The organism is Serratia quinivorans, from assembly GCF_946227985.1.
GTDB lineage: Bacteria > Pseudomonadota > Gammaproteobacteria > Enterobacterales > Enterobacteriaceae > Serratia > Serratia quinivorans_A.
In genome coordinates, this window is the sequence record NZ_CAMKGL010000007.1 from 207,759 (window position 1) to 222,849 (window position 15,091).

The 15,091-nt window shown below is 55.8% G+C and carries 15 protein-coding genes and 1 other RNA gene; 11 read left to right on the forward strand and 5 right to left on the reverse strand.

Annotated elements, in window-relative coordinates:
* Positions 1–46 precede the first annotated feature (46 nt).
* Both OCH02_RS18120 and OCH02_RS18125 read left to right on the forward strand, forming a co-directional pair.
* Positions 47–436, forward strand: coding sequence for a ComEA family DNA-binding protein (locus OCH02_RS18120; RefSeq protein ID WP_261432390.1), 390 nt, complete (start codon positions 47–49; stop codon positions 434–436).
* Positions 437–591: 155 nt separating this feature from the next.
* Positions 592–1,005 carry an acyl-CoA thioesterase gene (locus tag OCH02_RS18125; RefSeq protein WP_261432391.1) on the forward strand — a complete coding sequence of 138 codons (414 nt, stop codon included), beginning with the start codon at positions 592–594 and terminating at the stop codon, positions 1,003–1,005.
* Between the two features lie 35 nt (positions 1,006–1,040).
* On the opposite strand, the gene queC is transcribed toward OCH02_RS18125, so the two are convergent.
* Both queC and OCH02_RS18135 read right to left on the reverse strand, forming a co-directional pair.
* Positions 1,041–1,739, reverse strand: coding sequence for a 7-cyano-7-deazaguanine synthase QueC (queC, locus tag OCH02_RS18130; protein ID WP_261432392.1), 699 nt, complete (start codon positions 1,737–1,739; stop codon positions 1,041–1,043).
* Between the two features lie 118 nt (positions 1,740–1,857).
* The gene (locus tag OCH02_RS18135; protein WP_261432406.1) at positions 1,858–3,585 is read right to left on the reverse strand and encodes an SgrR family transcriptional regulator; all 1,728 of its coding nucleotides are present in this window, start codon (positions 3,583–3,585) and stop codon (positions 1,858–1,860) included.
* Between the two features lie 103 nt (positions 3,586–3,688).
* Here OCH02_RS18135 and cof point away from each other — a divergent pair, with 103 nt between their 5' ends.
* Positions 3,689–4,513, forward strand: a complete 825-nt coding sequence (gene cof, locus OCH02_RS18140) for an HMP-PP phosphatase (protein WP_261432393.1) — start codon at positions 3,689–3,691, stop codon at positions 4,511–4,513.
* Positions 4,514–4,573: 60 nt separating this feature from the next.
* On the opposite strand, the gene OCH02_RS18145 is transcribed toward cof, so the two are convergent.
* Positions 4,574–5,614 (reverse strand): PLP-dependent cysteine synthase family protein, encoded by a 1,041-nt coding sequence (locus OCH02_RS18145; RefSeq protein WP_261432407.1) that lies wholly within the window; start codon positions 5,612–5,614, stop codon positions 4,574–4,576.
* A gap of 122 nt (positions 5,615–5,736) precedes the next feature.
* Between OCH02_RS18145 and OCH02_RS18150 the strand changes: the two genes are divergently transcribed.
* From OCH02_RS18150 to amtB, 5 genes are all read left to right on the forward strand, one after another.
* On the forward strand, positions 5,737–6,198 hold the full coding sequence (locus OCH02_RS18150; protein ID WP_012005546.1) for an Lrp/AsnC family transcriptional regulator: 462 nt from the start codon (positions 5,737–5,739) through the stop codon (positions 6,196–6,198).
* 91 nt (positions 6,199–6,289) lie between these two features.
* On the forward strand, positions 6,290–8,065 hold the full coding sequence (locus OCH02_RS18155; protein WP_261432394.1) for a SmdA family multidrug ABC transporter permease/ATP-binding protein: 1,776 nt from the start codon (positions 6,290–6,292) through the stop codon (positions 8,063–8,065).
* Positions 8,058–9,836, forward strand: a complete 1,779-nt coding sequence (locus OCH02_RS18160) for a SmdB family multidrug efflux ABC transporter permease/ATP-binding protein (RefSeq protein WP_261432395.1) — start codon at positions 8,058–8,060, stop codon at positions 9,834–9,836. The genes OCH02_RS18155 and OCH02_RS18160 overlap by 8 nt, the downstream gene beginning before the upstream one ends.
* Positions 9,837–10,350: 514 nt before the next feature.
* Positions 10,351–10,689, forward strand: coding sequence for a P-II family nitrogen regulator (gene glnK / locus OCH02_RS18165; protein WP_012005549.1), 339 nt, complete (start codon positions 10,351–10,353; stop codon positions 10,687–10,689).
* Between the two features lie 36 nt (positions 10,690–10,725).
* Positions 10,726–12,012 carry an ammonium transporter AmtB gene (gene amtB / locus OCH02_RS18170; protein ID WP_261432396.1) on the forward strand — a complete coding sequence of 429 codons (1,287 nt, stop codon included), beginning with the start codon at positions 10,726–10,728 and terminating at the stop codon, positions 12,010–12,012.
* 91 nt (positions 12,013–12,103) lie between these two features.
* Here amtB and tesB read toward each other — a convergent pair whose 3' ends face one another.
* On the reverse strand, positions 12,104–12,967 hold the full coding sequence (tesB, locus tag OCH02_RS18175; protein ID WP_174353302.1) for an acyl-CoA thioesterase II: 864 nt from the start codon (positions 12,965–12,967) through the stop codon (positions 12,104–12,106).
* A 230-nt stretch (positions 12,968–13,197) separates the two neighbouring features.
* Here tesB and OCH02_RS18180 point away from each other — a divergent pair, with 230 nt between their 5' ends.
* A complete protein-coding gene (locus OCH02_RS18180; protein ID WP_261432397.1) occupies positions 13,198–13,689 on the forward strand; it encodes a YbaY family lipoprotein in 492 nt (163 codons plus the stop codon).
* Positions 13,690–13,754: 65 nt separating this feature from the next.
* Here OCH02_RS18180 and OCH02_RS18185 read toward each other — a convergent pair whose 3' ends face one another.
* Positions 13,755–14,069, reverse strand: coding sequence for an MGMT family protein (locus tag OCH02_RS18185; protein ID WP_012005553.1), 315 nt, complete (start codon positions 14,067–14,069; stop codon positions 13,755–13,757).
* Between the two features lie 156 nt (positions 14,070–14,225).
* On the opposite strand from OCH02_RS18185, the gene ffs reads away from it, so the two are divergent.
* Both ffs and OCH02_RS18195 read left to right on the forward strand, forming a co-directional pair.
* An RNA gene (gene ffs, locus OCH02_RS18190) (signal recognition particle sRNA small type) lies at positions 14,226–14,322 on the forward strand.
* Between the two features lie 109 nt (positions 14,323–14,431).
* Complete coding sequence (locus OCH02_RS18195) at positions 14,432–14,998, forward strand: hypothetical protein (protein ID WP_261432398.1); 567 nt, start codon at positions 14,432–14,434, stop codon at positions 14,996–14,998.
* The last annotated feature ends 93 nt before the right edge of the window (positions 14,999–15,091 follow it).

Here is a 15,091-nt window from a genome sequence, read left to right on the forward strand (position 1 = left end):
CGCTGCGGCAAGGTGAGCTTGCTGTTAAACACAAGGAGGACACAGCATGCAACTTACAGAAAAAAAAGCGGTAAATGAGAGTGGTTTTAGCGTCAAAGCCTTGCTGACCGTAGCACTGCTCTGCCTGACCGGGCCATCATTGGCCGCGGAAGAAAAAGCGGTTACCGGGCAACCGGTGCTCTCCGTGCCGGCGGCTAATGCCGGGCAGGGCGCAGAAGCCGCGGTGGCTGCCAATGATGAGGCATCAGTCAGTATCAATCAGGCCGATGCCGAACAACTGGCCAGTATACTTAAAGGCGTTGGATTGAAAAAAGCGGAGAGCATTGTGCGCTACCGCGAGCAAAATGGCCCCTTTACGCAGATTGAGCAGCTTCAGGAAGTACCGGGCATTGGGCCTGCACTGTTTGAAAGGAATCGTGCGCGGCTCAAAATGTGATTTAGATCACGGCTGCGTGGCAAAGTGATAATGCAGCCCTTTTTCCTCTGCTACATTTTACAGGTCTTACCAGTTTGGCACTTTGACCAAATGGGTGAAGGAGTCGCTTGCGGCTCCTTCTTTCTGTAATCATCAGGCAGGAGCGGTTGTTACCTATGCACCAGACCTTTATCAAAGTCCGTGGTTATCATCTTGATGTTTATCAGCACGTGAACAACGCTCGCTATCTGGAGTTCCTGGAGGAGGCGCGATGGGATTGGCTGGAGAACCAGGAAGGCTTCCGCTGGATGACGGAAAACAACATCGCCTTTATTGTGGTGAACATCAACATTAACTATCGCACCCCTGCGGTATTGGGCGACAAGTTACGCATTGACAGCCAGATGGTACAACTAAACGGCAAAAGCGGCGTGTTGAGCCAGAAGGTATTTCAGGATGCCACGGGGGCTCCGGTGGCGGATGCGCTGCTGACCTTCGTTTGTGTCGATCTGAAAACCCAGCGAGCATTGCCGATTGAGGGGCAACTACGTGAACACCTGCAGGTGCTCACGCCGCTTGAAGATAGGTAAAGCAACGAGCGGCAAGCCGTGCCGCCGTTATTCAATCAGACCAGCCCGGTCTTTTGCTTCAGGCTCGCCATCACTTCGGCCTTGTTGATTTGGTACTGCTTCAGCCCGTTGGCGCGCAGATGGCAGGCCGCACATTCACCGCAGCCATTGCCTTTGATGCCGTTGTAGCAGGTCAGGGTATCCTGCTGCACCAGTTCCAGCTGATGGTAGTAATCTGCCAGTGCCCAGGTTTCTGCCTTGTTCAGCCACATCAAAGGCGTTTCAAAGCGGATATCGCGGGCGATGCCCAGCACTATCGCCTGGTTCAGCGCTTTGACAAACTCATCGCGGCAGTCTGGGTAGCCGGAGAAGTCGGTTTCACACACGCCGGTGATTACCGCTTCAGCTTCGACCTGATAGGCATAAATCGCCGCCAGCGTCAGGAATAGAATGTTGCGGCCCTGCACAAAGGTGCTCGGTAATCCATTGCTCTGCGAGCTGTCGTAGGCGGGAACCGGAATGTTGTCACGGGTAAGGCTGCTGATCGCCAGCTCATTGAGCAGGCCTACGTCCAGCAGCTTATGCGCCTTGGCCCCCAGGGCCAAAGACAGTTCCTGAGCTACCTCAATCTCGGCGCGATGGCGCTGGCCGTAATCGAAGGTGACGCAGTGAACTTCATCATACTGTTTCAATGCCTGAATCAAGCAGGTCGTGGAATCTTGTCCACCGCTGAAAACGACAACCGCGCGCTTCATAAAATAACCTCAATTTATTGCTGAGACCCTACCCGATACACATTCGGGCGGTAAGATAAAAATGCGTTGCGGCAGCAATGGTAGCAGAAATGGTGGCATACCGCAGGATCGGGCAAATTCAGTCGGTGGATGGAGGCGTGGTATTTTTCACCGGCGGCGGTAGCCAGGCCTGGCAGAAATCGAACCAACCGTGGGCCGTCAGGGTGACGCCATGAATGCGCGGCGGCGCGCTGATTTGATACTGATAGTGAAACAACGGAGTGATGATCGCTGCCGCCATAAGCTGCTGATAATAGTCTTTCAATTGCTGGTAACGTGCTTGCTGCGCCGGGAGCTGCTGGATCTGCTGCAGCGTGTGTTGCTGGTGCCGCCAGCGAGCCTCGGGCAGGATACCGCGCCACAGCGTATCTTGCCGTAGCCAGCTTTCCAGCGTGGCCTCCGGTGACTCTCCAATCAGGTTATCCGCCAGCAGCAGGTCGGCCTGTTCGATTTGTTCGGCGCTTTGCCAGCGTTTACCTGCGTAGTAGCGCAATTCCAGCTCGCAGCCGTGTCGCGCCAACAGTTGCTGCAAGGCCACTGTGACCGTCTCCAGTTCTACCGGGGGCCGATACAGCAGCGTCAATTTAGCGGGCAGGGCAATATCCTCGTCAGCCTGATGCTGTGGAATTGACCAGCCGGGCAGCATCTCGCGACTGGGGGTGATGACGCTGTTGGGCACCGGCAGATTGGCCAACAGGCCGGATTGCTGGATCAGCATCAGCAGTTTTTTTCCCTGAGCCTCGCTGAGCACGCCGTGTTTCAAATTCACCGCCAGATAGCACCAACCCAGACTCATGCTCCTCTGTACCGGCCGCGCCAATGCCATTTCTTCCTGCTGACCGAGGGTAATGCGTACCGGATGCTGGCAACTGGTATAAGCATCACCGGTGTTCAGCTCGGGTGTGATCCAATACTCGATGCTCTCAAGAAAAGGATGCTGCAAATGGTAAAACGGGTGTTGCTCCAGCCTGACCAGGTGCGGTTGGTTTAGCGTCAGTTTAAACGGGCCGGCTCCCATGCCCGAAGCCTCTGGATGGGTCAGCAAACAAGGCAACTCCGCCAGCCGGTGCGCCAGCCAGTAGTCCGGACACTGTAAATCCAACTGCAGGCACAGCGCATGGGGCAGGCTGATAGTGGCAACGTTGGCCAGGCTCGGTTGGCTGCGTGGATGTTGCTGCAGTTTTTCCAGCGTTTGCAGCAGTTGCTGGCCGGTCAGCGGCTCACCGTTGTGCCAGCGCAGTTGGCTGCGAAGAAAGAATTGCCAGCGCAGGCCGTCATGGCTGATTTGCCAATGGTGGGCCAGGTCGGATTGTGGCTCGGGATTACCGGTAATAAATCGCGTCAGGCCGGCATGCAGAGTGGCGACCAAATGCTGTTCGGCGCGGCCGGTCAGGGTCAGCGGATCCAGCGATTCGAGCGTGCGGTAGTAGGGGATACGCAGCGTTGGGCTGCCGGCCTGCCATTGACCACCAAGATGTGGACTGAGCAGTTCCTGTAAATGTTGTGGATCCAACTGCGCCATTTCCAGCGCCCCCTGATGATCGCCATCCTTCAGCAACCTTTGAAGATGGGCAGCACGTAGCTCATCCGGCGTTTTCAGGCAGTGCAGATGCGCACGTTTACCGCGTCCGGGCTGGGACTGCCAGCTCAGCCAGCCCTGATCCTGCAGTTGTTGCACCAGCGTGCGGGCGTGGCGTTCGCTGCAATAGAACATCGCCGCCAGCTCGCCGACGGTAATGGCGACCGGCGTGCCACCGAGCTGCTGGTACAGGCGTTGATACTGGCTGAGGCGGTGGTTCAGGCGTATGATGTAAATCCGGAACAGTTTTCCAGAATTGTTCACTATTACTTCCGTAAATACCATCCCATACTGCAGGGACTGTAATCGCGTTCACATTCACGAGGTTTTTATGTATCGCCTGGCGGCTTTTGATATGGATGGCACTTTGTTGACACCGGATCACCGGGTCGGGCCGGAGACTCTGGCGGTGCTAAAACAACTGCTTGAACGTGAGATGGTGGTGACTTTCGCCACCGGGCGCCACTACCTTGATGCGCAGCCGATCATGGCGCAGTTAGGTCTGCAGGGGTATCTGATTACCGGTAACGGCACGCGGGTCTATGACAACCGGGGGCAGCAACTGCAGGCTACCGATTTGCCGGCCGATATTGCCGAAGAGGTGCTGCATACCCATTGGCATACCGACGCCAGCATGCACGTCTTCCGTGATGAAGGCTGGATGACCGAGTTTGCGCTACCGCAGGAAATGTTGCAGGCCCACCACCTGAGCGGCTTCCATTATCAGCTTACCGAACTGCGGCGTTTACCGGCGTTCGGCAACAGCAAGGTGTGTTTTGTTGGGCCGCATGAGGAACTGCTAAAACTTCAGGTGCAGCTGCGCCAGCACTTTGCTGCGCGGGTCGATCTCTGTTTCTCAGCCTATGAATGCCTGGAAGTCTTGCCACTGGGCTGCAACAAGGGCTCGGCGCTGGATATGCTGAGCCGCCATCTGGGGCTGAAGATGGCGGACTGTATGGCGTTTGGTGATGCGATGAACGACAAGGAAATGCTGGCGACGGTAGGGCACGGGGTGGTGATGGGCAATGCCCTGCCGCAGCTGAAGTCGCTATTGCCACAGCTACAGGTTATCGGACACTGCGAACGGCAGGCGGTGGCCCACTATTTGCAACATTGGCTGCGTTCGCCCTACCTCACCTATTCCCCCGAATTATGAGGCTTTATTGGCAGCCAGCCGGGTAGACTTACCCGGCTTTTTTTCGTCTGATCCTGCTGATTACAAATCTGCCAACTGTGCCAGATAGGGCGTCAGGTCACCGATATTGTTACTGATCCATTCCGGGTTGTAATAGGTGTCGAGGTAACGCTCACCGCTGTCGCACAGCAGGGTGACAATCGAACCCTGCTCGCCGTTTTCCCGCATTTGCTTCGCCAGCTGCAGCGCACCCCACACGTTGGTACCGGTGGATGCCCCAACCTTGCGTCCGAGCACCGTTTCCAGCCAGTGGATAGTGGCGACGCTGGCGGCATCCGGCACGCGGATCATGCTGTCGACCACCGACGGAATAAAGGAGGGCTCGGCGCGTGGGCGGCCAATGCCCTCGATACGACTGCCGCAACTGCCGATAAGGGTACGGTCACGCTGGTGGAAGCAATCATAGAACACCGAGTTTTCCGGATCGACCACCGTCAGGCGGGTGTCATGCCCCTGATAGCGGATATAGCGGCCCAGCGTCGCGGAGGTGCCGCCGGTACCGGCGCTCATCACGATATGTTTGGGTACCGGGAAAGGTTCGCGTTCCATCTGGCGGAAGATGCTGTCGGCGATGTTGTTGTTGCCGCGCCAGTCGGTGGCCCGTTCAGCGTAGGTGAACTGATCCATATAGTGGCCGTTCAGTTCTTTCGCCAACTGCTCGGAGACGGCGTAAATCTGCGCCGCGTGGTCGACGAAGTGACAGCGACCGCCGTAGAACGCGATCTGCTCAACCTTGCGGCGTGCGGTACAGGAAGGCATGACGGCAATAAACGGCAGGCCAATCAGCCGGGCGAAGTAAGCTTCGGATACCGCCGTACTGCCGGAGGAGGCCTCGATAATCGTGGTGTTTTCGGTGATCCAGCCGTTACACAGACCATACAAAAATAGTGAACGCGCCAGCCGGTGCTTCAGGCTGCCGGTCGGGTGAGTGCTTTCATCTTTCAGGTACAGGCAGATACCGGGAAATTCCGGCAGGTTCAGGCGGATCAGGTGGGTATCGGCGGAGCGTTGAAAATCCGCTTCTATTTCACCAATAGCATATTTTACCCAAGAATTTGTCATCATCTGGCCTCAGAATAGGGGGCTTGTTTGTTGCATAATATAGCCTGCCGCGGGGAAAAAAAGATTGCCATTTTTCCTGTTTAATCGCCTAATGAGAGAAAAATATTCTCCGAGTTGACGAAATGTTAGATAAAACAGACCGTAAATTACTGTGCATGCTGCAACAGGACTGTACGCAACCGCTGCAGGTGCTGGCCGACGCGGTCAATCTGACGTCAACACCCTGCTGGAAAAGGCTCAAGCGGCTGGAAGAAGAAGGGTATATCCGTGGACGAGTCGCGCTGCTGGATAACGAAAAGCTTGGGCTTGGCCTGACGGCATTTGTGCTGATCAAAACTCAGCAGCACAGCAGCGAGTGGTATCAACAGTTCGTGCAACTGACAAAGCAGATGCCGGAGGTGCTGGCCTTCTATCGCATGGCGGGAGAGTACGATTACCTGATGCAGGTGGAAGTGGCGGACATGAAAAGTTACGACAGCTTTTACAAGCGTCTGGTGAACGGCGTGCCGGGGCTGATCGACGTCACTTCCAGCTTCGCGATGGAAAAAATCAAATACACCACCGCACTGCCGGTTCCTGAGTGAAAAGTTCACCAAATTGGCAAAGTAACGGTGGTATCCTACTCTGCTGAGGCAGAACGAGAGAAAAAACCATTACATCCTGGAATAAAACTGCGTGAGACTATTTGCTCAAATCGGCTGGTATTTCCGCCGCGAGTGGCGCCGCTACCTCGGGGCGGTGGTGCTGCTGATCATCATTGCCATACTGCAACTGTTACCGCCCAAGCTGGTGGGGATCATTGTGGATGGCGTCACCGAAAAACAGATGTCCGGCGGCGTATTAATGGCATGGCTGGGGCTGATGCTCGGCACTGCCGTGGTGGTCTACCTGCTGCGCTATGTTTGGCGGGTGCTGCTGTTTGGTGCGTCCTATCAGCTTGCCGTGGAGCTGCGTGAAAACTTCTACCGCCAGCTTAGTCGTCAGAACCCGGCCTTCTATCTGCGCCACCGCACCGGCGATCTGATGGCGCGCGCTACCAATGATGTCGACCGGGTGGTTTTCGCCGCCGGTGAAGGGGTGCTGACGCTGGTAGATTCGCTGGTGATGGGCTTGGCAGTGCTGGTGGTGATGAGTACCCAAATTAGCTGGCAGCTTACCCTGTTGTCGCTGATCCCGATGCCAATCATGGCGATCGTCATCAAGTACTACGGCGACCAGTTGCACCAGCGTTTTAAATCGGCGCAGGCGGCGTTTTCCAGCCTGAACGATCAGGCGCAGGAAAGCATGACCAGCATCCGCATGATCAAGGCGTTCGGCCTGGAAGATCATCAGTCCAACCAGTTTGCCGAAGTGGCCGCCCAGACCGGCGCCAAAAATATGCACGTTGCGCGGGTGGATGCCCGTTTCGATCCGACGATTTATATCGCCATCGGTACCGCCAATCTGCTGGCTATCGGCGGCGGCAGCTGGATGGTGGTGAACGGTACTCTGACGCTGGGCCAACTGACCAGCTTTGTGATGTACCTCGGCCTGATGATTTGGCCAATGTTGGCGCTGGCCTGGATGTTCAACATCGTTGAACGCGGCAGCGCGGCCTATAGCCGTATCCGCAGCCTGCTGGATGAAGCGCCGGCAGTGACGGACGGCGATCGGGCGTTGCCGGCTGGGCGTGGCAATCTGGCAATCGACATTCGCGCATTTCATTATCCGGGCAATACCCACCCGGCGCTGCATGATGTGGTGCTGAAGCTGGAGCCGGGGCAAATGCTCGGCCTGTGCGGCCCGACCGGTGCCGGTAAATCGACGCTGCTGTCACTGATCCAGCGTCAATTTGATGTTGATGACGGCCAGATAAGCTATCAGGGGTTGCCGTTGACCCAGGTGAAACTCGATGATTGGCGCTCGCGCCTGTCCGTAGTCAGCCAGACACCGTTTTTGTTCTCTGACAGCGTGGCGAACAATATCGCGCTCGGCAATCCGGGGGCGACGCAGGAACAGATTGAGCGTGCGGCCCGCCTGGCCAGCGTGCATGAGGATATTCTGCGCTTGCCGCAAGGCTATGAAACCGAGGTGGGTGAGCGTGGCGTGATGCTTTCCGGTGGCCAGAAACAACGTATTTCCATCGCTCGCGCCCTGTTGCTGGACGCGGAAATCCTGATCCTCGACGACGCGTTGTCGGCGGTAGATGGCCGTACCGAACACCAGATCCTGCATAACCTGCGCAGTTGGGGGCAAAACCGCACGGTAATTATCAGCGCACACCGGCTTTCGGCGTTGACCGAAGCCAGCGAAATTCTGGTGATCCAGCACGGCGGTGTGGCACAGCGTGGGCAGCATGCATCGCTGGCGGCTCAACCCGGCTGGTATCGCGATATGTATCGCTATCAGCAACTGGAGGCGGCATTGGATGAGGCCCCGGAAAGCGGCGAGGAGATACTAGCCAATGAATAAGATGCAAAAGCTGTGGCCGACGCTGAAACGGTTGCTGGCTTATGGATCGCCGTATCGCAAACCGCTGGGCCTGGCGGTGTTGATGCTGTGGGTCGCGGCGGCGGCGGAAGTCGCCGGGCCGATCCTGGTCAGCTACTTTATCGATAACTACGTTGCCAAGGGGCAGTTGCCGCTGACTATCGTCTGCGGGCTGGCGGCGGCCTATATCCTGCTGGAGCTGCTGGCGGCAGCGCTGCACTATTTCCAGGCGTTGTTGTTTAACCAGGCGGCGGTCGGGGTAGTCCAACGGCTGCGAACGGACGTGATGGACGCTGCACTGCGCCAACCGCTGAGCGCTTTTGATACTCAGCCGGTCGGGCAGTTGATCTCACGGGTGACCAATGACACCGAGGTGATCAAAGATCTGTATGTGATGGTGGTGTCTACGGTGCTGAAAAGCGCTGCGCTGATTGGCGCTATGCTGGTGGCCATGTTCAGCCTCGACTGGCGCATGGCGCTGGTGGCTATCTGCATCTTCCCGGCGGTATTTGTGGTGATGGGCATTTACCAATACTACAGCATCCCTATTGTACGCCGGGTGCGGAGCTATCTGGCGGACATCAACGACGGCTTTAACGAAGTGATTAACGGCATGGGCGTGATCCAGCAGTTCCGCCAGCAGATCCGCTTCGGGGAGCGCATGAGCGCTGCCAGCCGTTCCCACTATACCGCGCGTATGCAGACGTTACGCCTGGACGGTTTCCTGCTGCGACCATTGCTCAGCCTGTTTTCGGCGCTGGTGTTGTGCGGCCTGCTGATGCTGTTCGGCTTCAGTGGGGAGGGGGCGATCGGCGTTGGTGTGCTGTATGCCTTTATCAACTATCTGGGGCGTCTGAATGAGCCGTTGATAGAGTTGACCTCACAACAGTCGATTTTGCAGCAGGCGGTGGTGGCCGGTGAGCGTATTTTCGAACTGATGGATCGTAGCCAGCAGAGCTACGGTACGGACAATCGTCCGCTGGAGAGCGGCCGTATCGATATTGACGACCTGAGTTTTTCCTACCGGGATGACAAGAAGGTACTGCAGCATATTTCGCTGTCGGTGCCTTCACGCGGCTTCGTGGCGCTGGTCGGTCATACCGGCAGCGGCAAGAGCACGCTGGCTAACCTGCTGATGGGCTATTACCCGGTCGATCAGGGGGAAGTGCGTCTCGACGGACGTCCTCTGTCCAGCCTTTCACACTCGACCCTGCGTCAAGGCATCGCTATGGTGCAGCAGGATCCGGTGGTGATCGCCGAATCGGTACTGGCCAACGTGACTCTGGGGCGCAATATCAGTGAAGAGGCGGTTTGGCAGGCATTGGAAAGGGTGCAACTGGCTGAGTTGGTTCGCTCTTTCCCTGAAGGCATTCATACCCGGTTGGGCGAGCAGGGTAATAACCTGTCGGTGGGCCAGAAGCAGCTATTGGCGATGGGCAGGGTGCTGGTGCAGGCACCGCAGATCCTGATCCTCGATGAAGCCACCGCCAATATTGACTCGGGTACGGAACAGGCGATTCAGCGGGCGCTGAGTTTGATCCGCGAGCACACCACGCTGGTGGTGATCGCTCACCGTTTGTCGACCATTGTTGATGCCGACTCGATTCTGGTGTTGCACCGCGGCCATGCCGTCGAGCAGGGGAATCATCAGCAACTGCTGGCGCAGCAGGGCCGTTACTACCAGATGTATCAACTGCAACTGGTTGGCGAAGAGCTGGCAGCCGCCAACCGCGAAGAAACACAAACTGCATGATCTCTGAGGCCGCTTTAGCGGCCTGAGTTAGATGACTAAGTTGTCTTTGAACCCGAGATACCCGGGCCTAGCGCACCGAGGGGCCATTATGGGACACATCCCTGTGTCCCACCCTACGGGCCGACTGGAAGTCGTTCCAATTTGTTCCCGGCAAATTGGTCGGCGGACAAGCCGCTACGACCCCTTCGGCACGCTCTCCCTAATAACTTGCTTTGTCAGTAGTCTGGGGCCGCTTTTGCGGCCTCTTTCTTTTCCCGCCACGCACCACAAACAGGCATCGCTGCGTTTTAAATCCCTTTCTCTGCACTTTTACGACGCGTCACGCACCAAAGTGGTGCGCAATATTTAATCAACTCCCTATGCGTTAGCCTGCCATAGGCTAGCGGCGTTGCTTTACGCCCCAGCCTGGTCGGTTAATTTGCTGAATTAGCGTACCAATCCATTTATGGCATAGCCTTTGCTTTATAAGACAGGTACCAGGGGTGAGTTTGGGCTTAATTCGTGGAGGGGCAATATGAAGCTGGTGACCGTGGTGATTAAACCATTCAAGCTGGAGGACGTGCGTGAAGCCCTATCCTCTGTGGGTATTCAGGGGCTGACCGTAAGCGAGGTAAAAGGCTTTGGTCGCCAGAAGGGGCATGCTGAGCTCTATCGTGGAGCCGAATACAGCGTCAACTTCTTACCTAAGGTAAAAATCGACATCGCTATCGCTGACGATCAGTTAGATGAAGTGGTCGATGTTATCAGTAAAGCGGCCTACACCGGCAAAATCGGTGATGGCAAAATTTTCGTTGCCGAATTGCAACGTGTCATTCGCATTCGCACCGGCGAAACAGACGAAGCAGCACTGTAGTCATTGGCTCAGTAAAGTAATGGGGATGGATTGATAATGAAAAAACTTTTATCCATGTTGGGCCTGAGTACGTTAACCATGGTTCCTTCTTTGGCACTGGCCGCTCCGGCGGTCGCAGACAAGGCGGATAACGCCTTCATGATGATTTGCACCGCTTTGGTGCTGTTCATGACCCTGCCGGGTGTCGCTTTATTTTACGGTGGTTTGCTGCGTTCCAAAAACGTGCTCTCCATGTTGACCCAGGTCACCGTCACCTTTGCCTTGGTGTGCGTGCTGTGGGTGCTTTATGGTTACAGCCTGGCCTTCAGCGAAGGTAACGCCTTCTTCGGCGGTTTCCAGACGGCGATGCTGAAAGGCATTGGCATCGACAGCGTCACCGGGACCTTTAGCCAGATGATCCACGTGGCGTTCCAGTGTTCGTTCGCCTGTATTACCGTTGCGCTGGTGGTGGGGGGCTTTGCCGAGCGTATCCGCTTTTCTGCGGTGGTGATCTTCGCGGCCATCTGGTTCACCATTTCTTACCTGCCGATTGCCCACATGGTGTGGGGCGGTGGCTTCCTGGCCACTGACGGCGCGCTGGACTTTGCCGGCGGTACTGTTGTGCACATCAACGCCGCCAGTGCCGGTCTGGTTGGTGCTTATCTGCTGGGCAAGCGTGCCGGTTTCGGTAAGGAAGCTTTCAAGCCGCACAACCTGCCAATGGTGTTTACCGGGGCTTCCATCCTGTACATCGGCTGGTTCGGCTTTAACGCCGGTTCTGCCAGCGCGGCTAACGGCATTGCGGCCCTGGCGTTCCTGAATACCGTGGTGGCCACTGCCGGCGCGATCCTCTCCTGGACCTTTGCCGAGTGGATTGTTCGTGGCAAGCCTTCCCTGTTGGGCGCCTGTTCCGGCATGATCGCCGGGCTGGTGGCCATCACGCCGGCTGCGGGTACCGTGGGCGTTGGCGGGGCGTTGATTATCGGCCTGATTGGCGGTATTGCCGGCCTGTGGGGCGTGGTCACGCTGAAGAAATGGCTGAAGGTAGATGATACCTGCGACGTGTTCGGTGTGCATGGCGTGTGCGGTATCGTCGGTTGCCTGCTGACCGGGGTATTCACCTCGGCCTCACTGGGCGGCACCGGCTACGCGGAAGGCGTCACCATGGGCCATCAGGTGTGGATCCAGTTGTTGAGCGTGGTGATCACGCTGGTGTGGTCTGGCGTGGCGGCCTTTATCGCCTTTAAAGTGGCTGGGGCCATCGTTGGGCTACGCGTCCCGGAAGAGCAGGAACGCGAAGGTCTGGACGTCAACAGCCATGGCGAGAGTGCCTATAACCAATAAGCCTTGAAGAAGGGCAGTGCGCTAAATAATTCGAAAAATAATGATGATAGAAAGGGCGATGGAGACATCGCCCTTTTTCTTTGGCTGGCGTTTAGGCTTCGCGCTGGCGGATCACGCCTTCCTGTACCGTGGTGGCAACCAATACGCCGTCACGGGTATAGAATTGACCGCGTACAAATCCACGGGCGCCGGAGGCGGAAGTGCTTTCCACCACGTACAGCAGCCAGTCATCCATGCGGAACGGGCGGTGGAACCACATTGAGTGATCGATGGTGGCTACCTGCATGCCCGGCTCCAGGAAACCGACGCCGTGTGGCTGCAGCGCCGTCGGCAGGAAGTTGAAGTCGGACGCATAACCCAGCAGGTACTGATGGATGCGCAGGTCGTCCGGCATGGTGCCGTTGGCGCGGAACCATACGTAGCGGTGCGGATCTTCCACACTGCCTTTCAGCGGGTTGTGGAATTTGACCGGACGCATCTCAATCGGTTTCTGGCCGATAAATTTCTCACGCACCTTGTCCGGCAGCATATGCGACAGCTTTTGGGCAATCTCTGACTCAGACATCAGCCCTTCTGGCGGTGGCACATCGGGCATGGTGTTCTGGTGTTCAAAGCCTTCTTCCGGACTTTGGAAGGAGGCGGTCATGTAGAAAATCGGTTTACCGTGCTGAATGGCACTGACGCGGCGGGCGCTGAAACTGTTGCCGTCGCGCAGAATTTCCACGTCATAAATGATGGGTTTACTGCTGTCGCCCGGACGCAGGAAATAGCTGTGGAACGAGTGGACGCTGCGCTCGGCAGGCACCGTTTGCTTGGCTGCATACAGTGCCTGGCCCACCACCTGGCCACCGAAGACCTGGCGTAACCCCAGATCTTCACTTTGGCCGCGGAACAGCCCTTCTTCAATTTTCTCCAGATCCAACAGGTCGAGGAGGTTTTGCAGTGCCTGGCTCATAAAATTACTACCCTTTTAATAATCATTTTGCGCAGTGTGCGGAATATCACGGTAAGACGTCAATATATTGCGTTATGGCACAGAGAAAATTGACTGAATGCTGAGCGTTATTAGAAGGCTAAGTGATTAATAGGCAGGACTAAATGGATTTTTCAGTGTTTTGTGCTAAGTTTAATAGGTGCGGTGGTGAAAGCCACCAACATGTTGATAATAAAAAAGGAGAGCGATCCATGAAACTCTGGCAAATCGTAGGTGGAGCAGCAGCATTGACCATCACCCTGGCGGGCTGCGCCCAAAAGAGTGCGAATGTGCCTGTACCAACAGCGGGAAACCCGGCGATTGCGCAAACGCAGATTCAGGGCCCGGCGGTGACTGGCTCGGTTAACATTCGCCAGCGCATCGCGCTGCCGCCGGATGCGGTACTGACCGTCACGCTCTCTGATGCCTCGTTGGCGGATGCACCGTCTAAAGTTATTGCCCAGCGTGCGGTTCGCACCGAGGGTAAACAGGCACCGTTTAATTTTGTCCTGCCGTACAATCCGGCCGATATTCAGCCTAATGCACGCATCATCCTGAGTGCGGCAATTACGGTAAATGGGCGGATGACCTTTATTACCGATACTATCCAGGAAGTGGTAAATCGTAACGGCACCCGTGCAGACCTGGTAATGGTCCCGGTGCAGGGCGTTGCGGTTCAGGCAGCCCCGGCAACCATGCCGTAAGCCAGCAGCACTGAAACAGTAAATCATCAACAGCCTTTGCGCTCCGGCCAAAGGCTGTTTTGTTATTACCAGCGCCAGCCGTAAACTAACAGGTCAACCGTGCTGTGCGTGCCAAAGATAATCCCCTCTTCAAGCAACGCCTGTCGCTGGCGCTGGAAGTCTTCTCCCTGCTGTGAAATTTGGCCGTGCCGGTTTATCACCCGATGCCAGGGCAGGCTGCTGCCTTCAGGCAGGCGCCTTAATACGCCGCCGACCTGGCGTGCGGCGCGTGGTGAACCGGCCAACCGCGCCACTTCACCATAGGTCGTGACCTTGCCATAGGGAATCGCGGCTATTACGTGGAACACGCGTTGACTGAATGAGGCATCTTCTGGCTCCATTTCTGTTTTCCTGCTGCGGCAAAAACCAAGGGTGAAAGTGTGCCACAGTCGGTGTGGGTAAGAAAACAGCGGTTGGTCCCGGTTGGCTTGCTATTTGGCTGGCCATCACCGATAATGCCCACCGCTTCAGAGTACAGAAGCCGTCAATGGGGGCCCTGTTGGTTCTCCCGCAACACTAACTTGTGAACTCGGTCAGATCCGGAAGGAAGCAGCCGTAGCAGGTGACGTGTGTGCCGGGATGTAGCTGGCAGGGCCTCCACCAATTTGTATCTAAGTACTTAATAAGTAATCATTAAAGTACTGAAATCCCGCCTCCATAGCCTTAGTGGTACAAAAAATGTGTATCACCAGTAGGCTTCACGATGTCTCTTATGCTCTCCCGTCATGGGATCTGGTATTACCGTAAAGTTAACGTTTTACCCTGTGGTAAACGCCGTGAGTTTCGTCGTTCGTTAGGTACTCGTTCAAAGACTGAAGCGACAAAGCGATCGTTACGCTTTGCAGATCGCCCTTGGCTGATTACTGAAACTGTCAGTCCTACAATCGGTATGAGCCAAACCCCTCAATCAGAATTGCCATTCCAAGAGCTAAAATTACAGGCTGTACAGTATGTAGAGTTTAAAAGCCTTGAAGTTTGCGAGAGGGAAGCCGCTTCTATCAAACGCTGTATTAGCAAGTACTTTAACTTTACTGATCAAGTTCTTAAGCGTAGTAGGGCTGCTGAATTTATTCGCGGGCTAGATGTCGCCATTCCAACGAAGAACAAATATGTTAAGAAAATCAGCGGATTTTTCCGATGGCTGAAACATCGTACTGACTATGATTTTCAAAACCCTTTTGAAGGATTGCTCCAGAAGGATCGTGAGCCAGTATCCCAAAAGCGAGAGGCATATACAGATTTTCAGATTAAACATCTTGAGAATGGGTGAATAGACCCGGGTTTTATAGACACTTTTTTGCCTCATAATAGAGGCTTAATGAAGGAGTGTTTATGTCAGCCAAAAATTTCACTGAAGAATTCA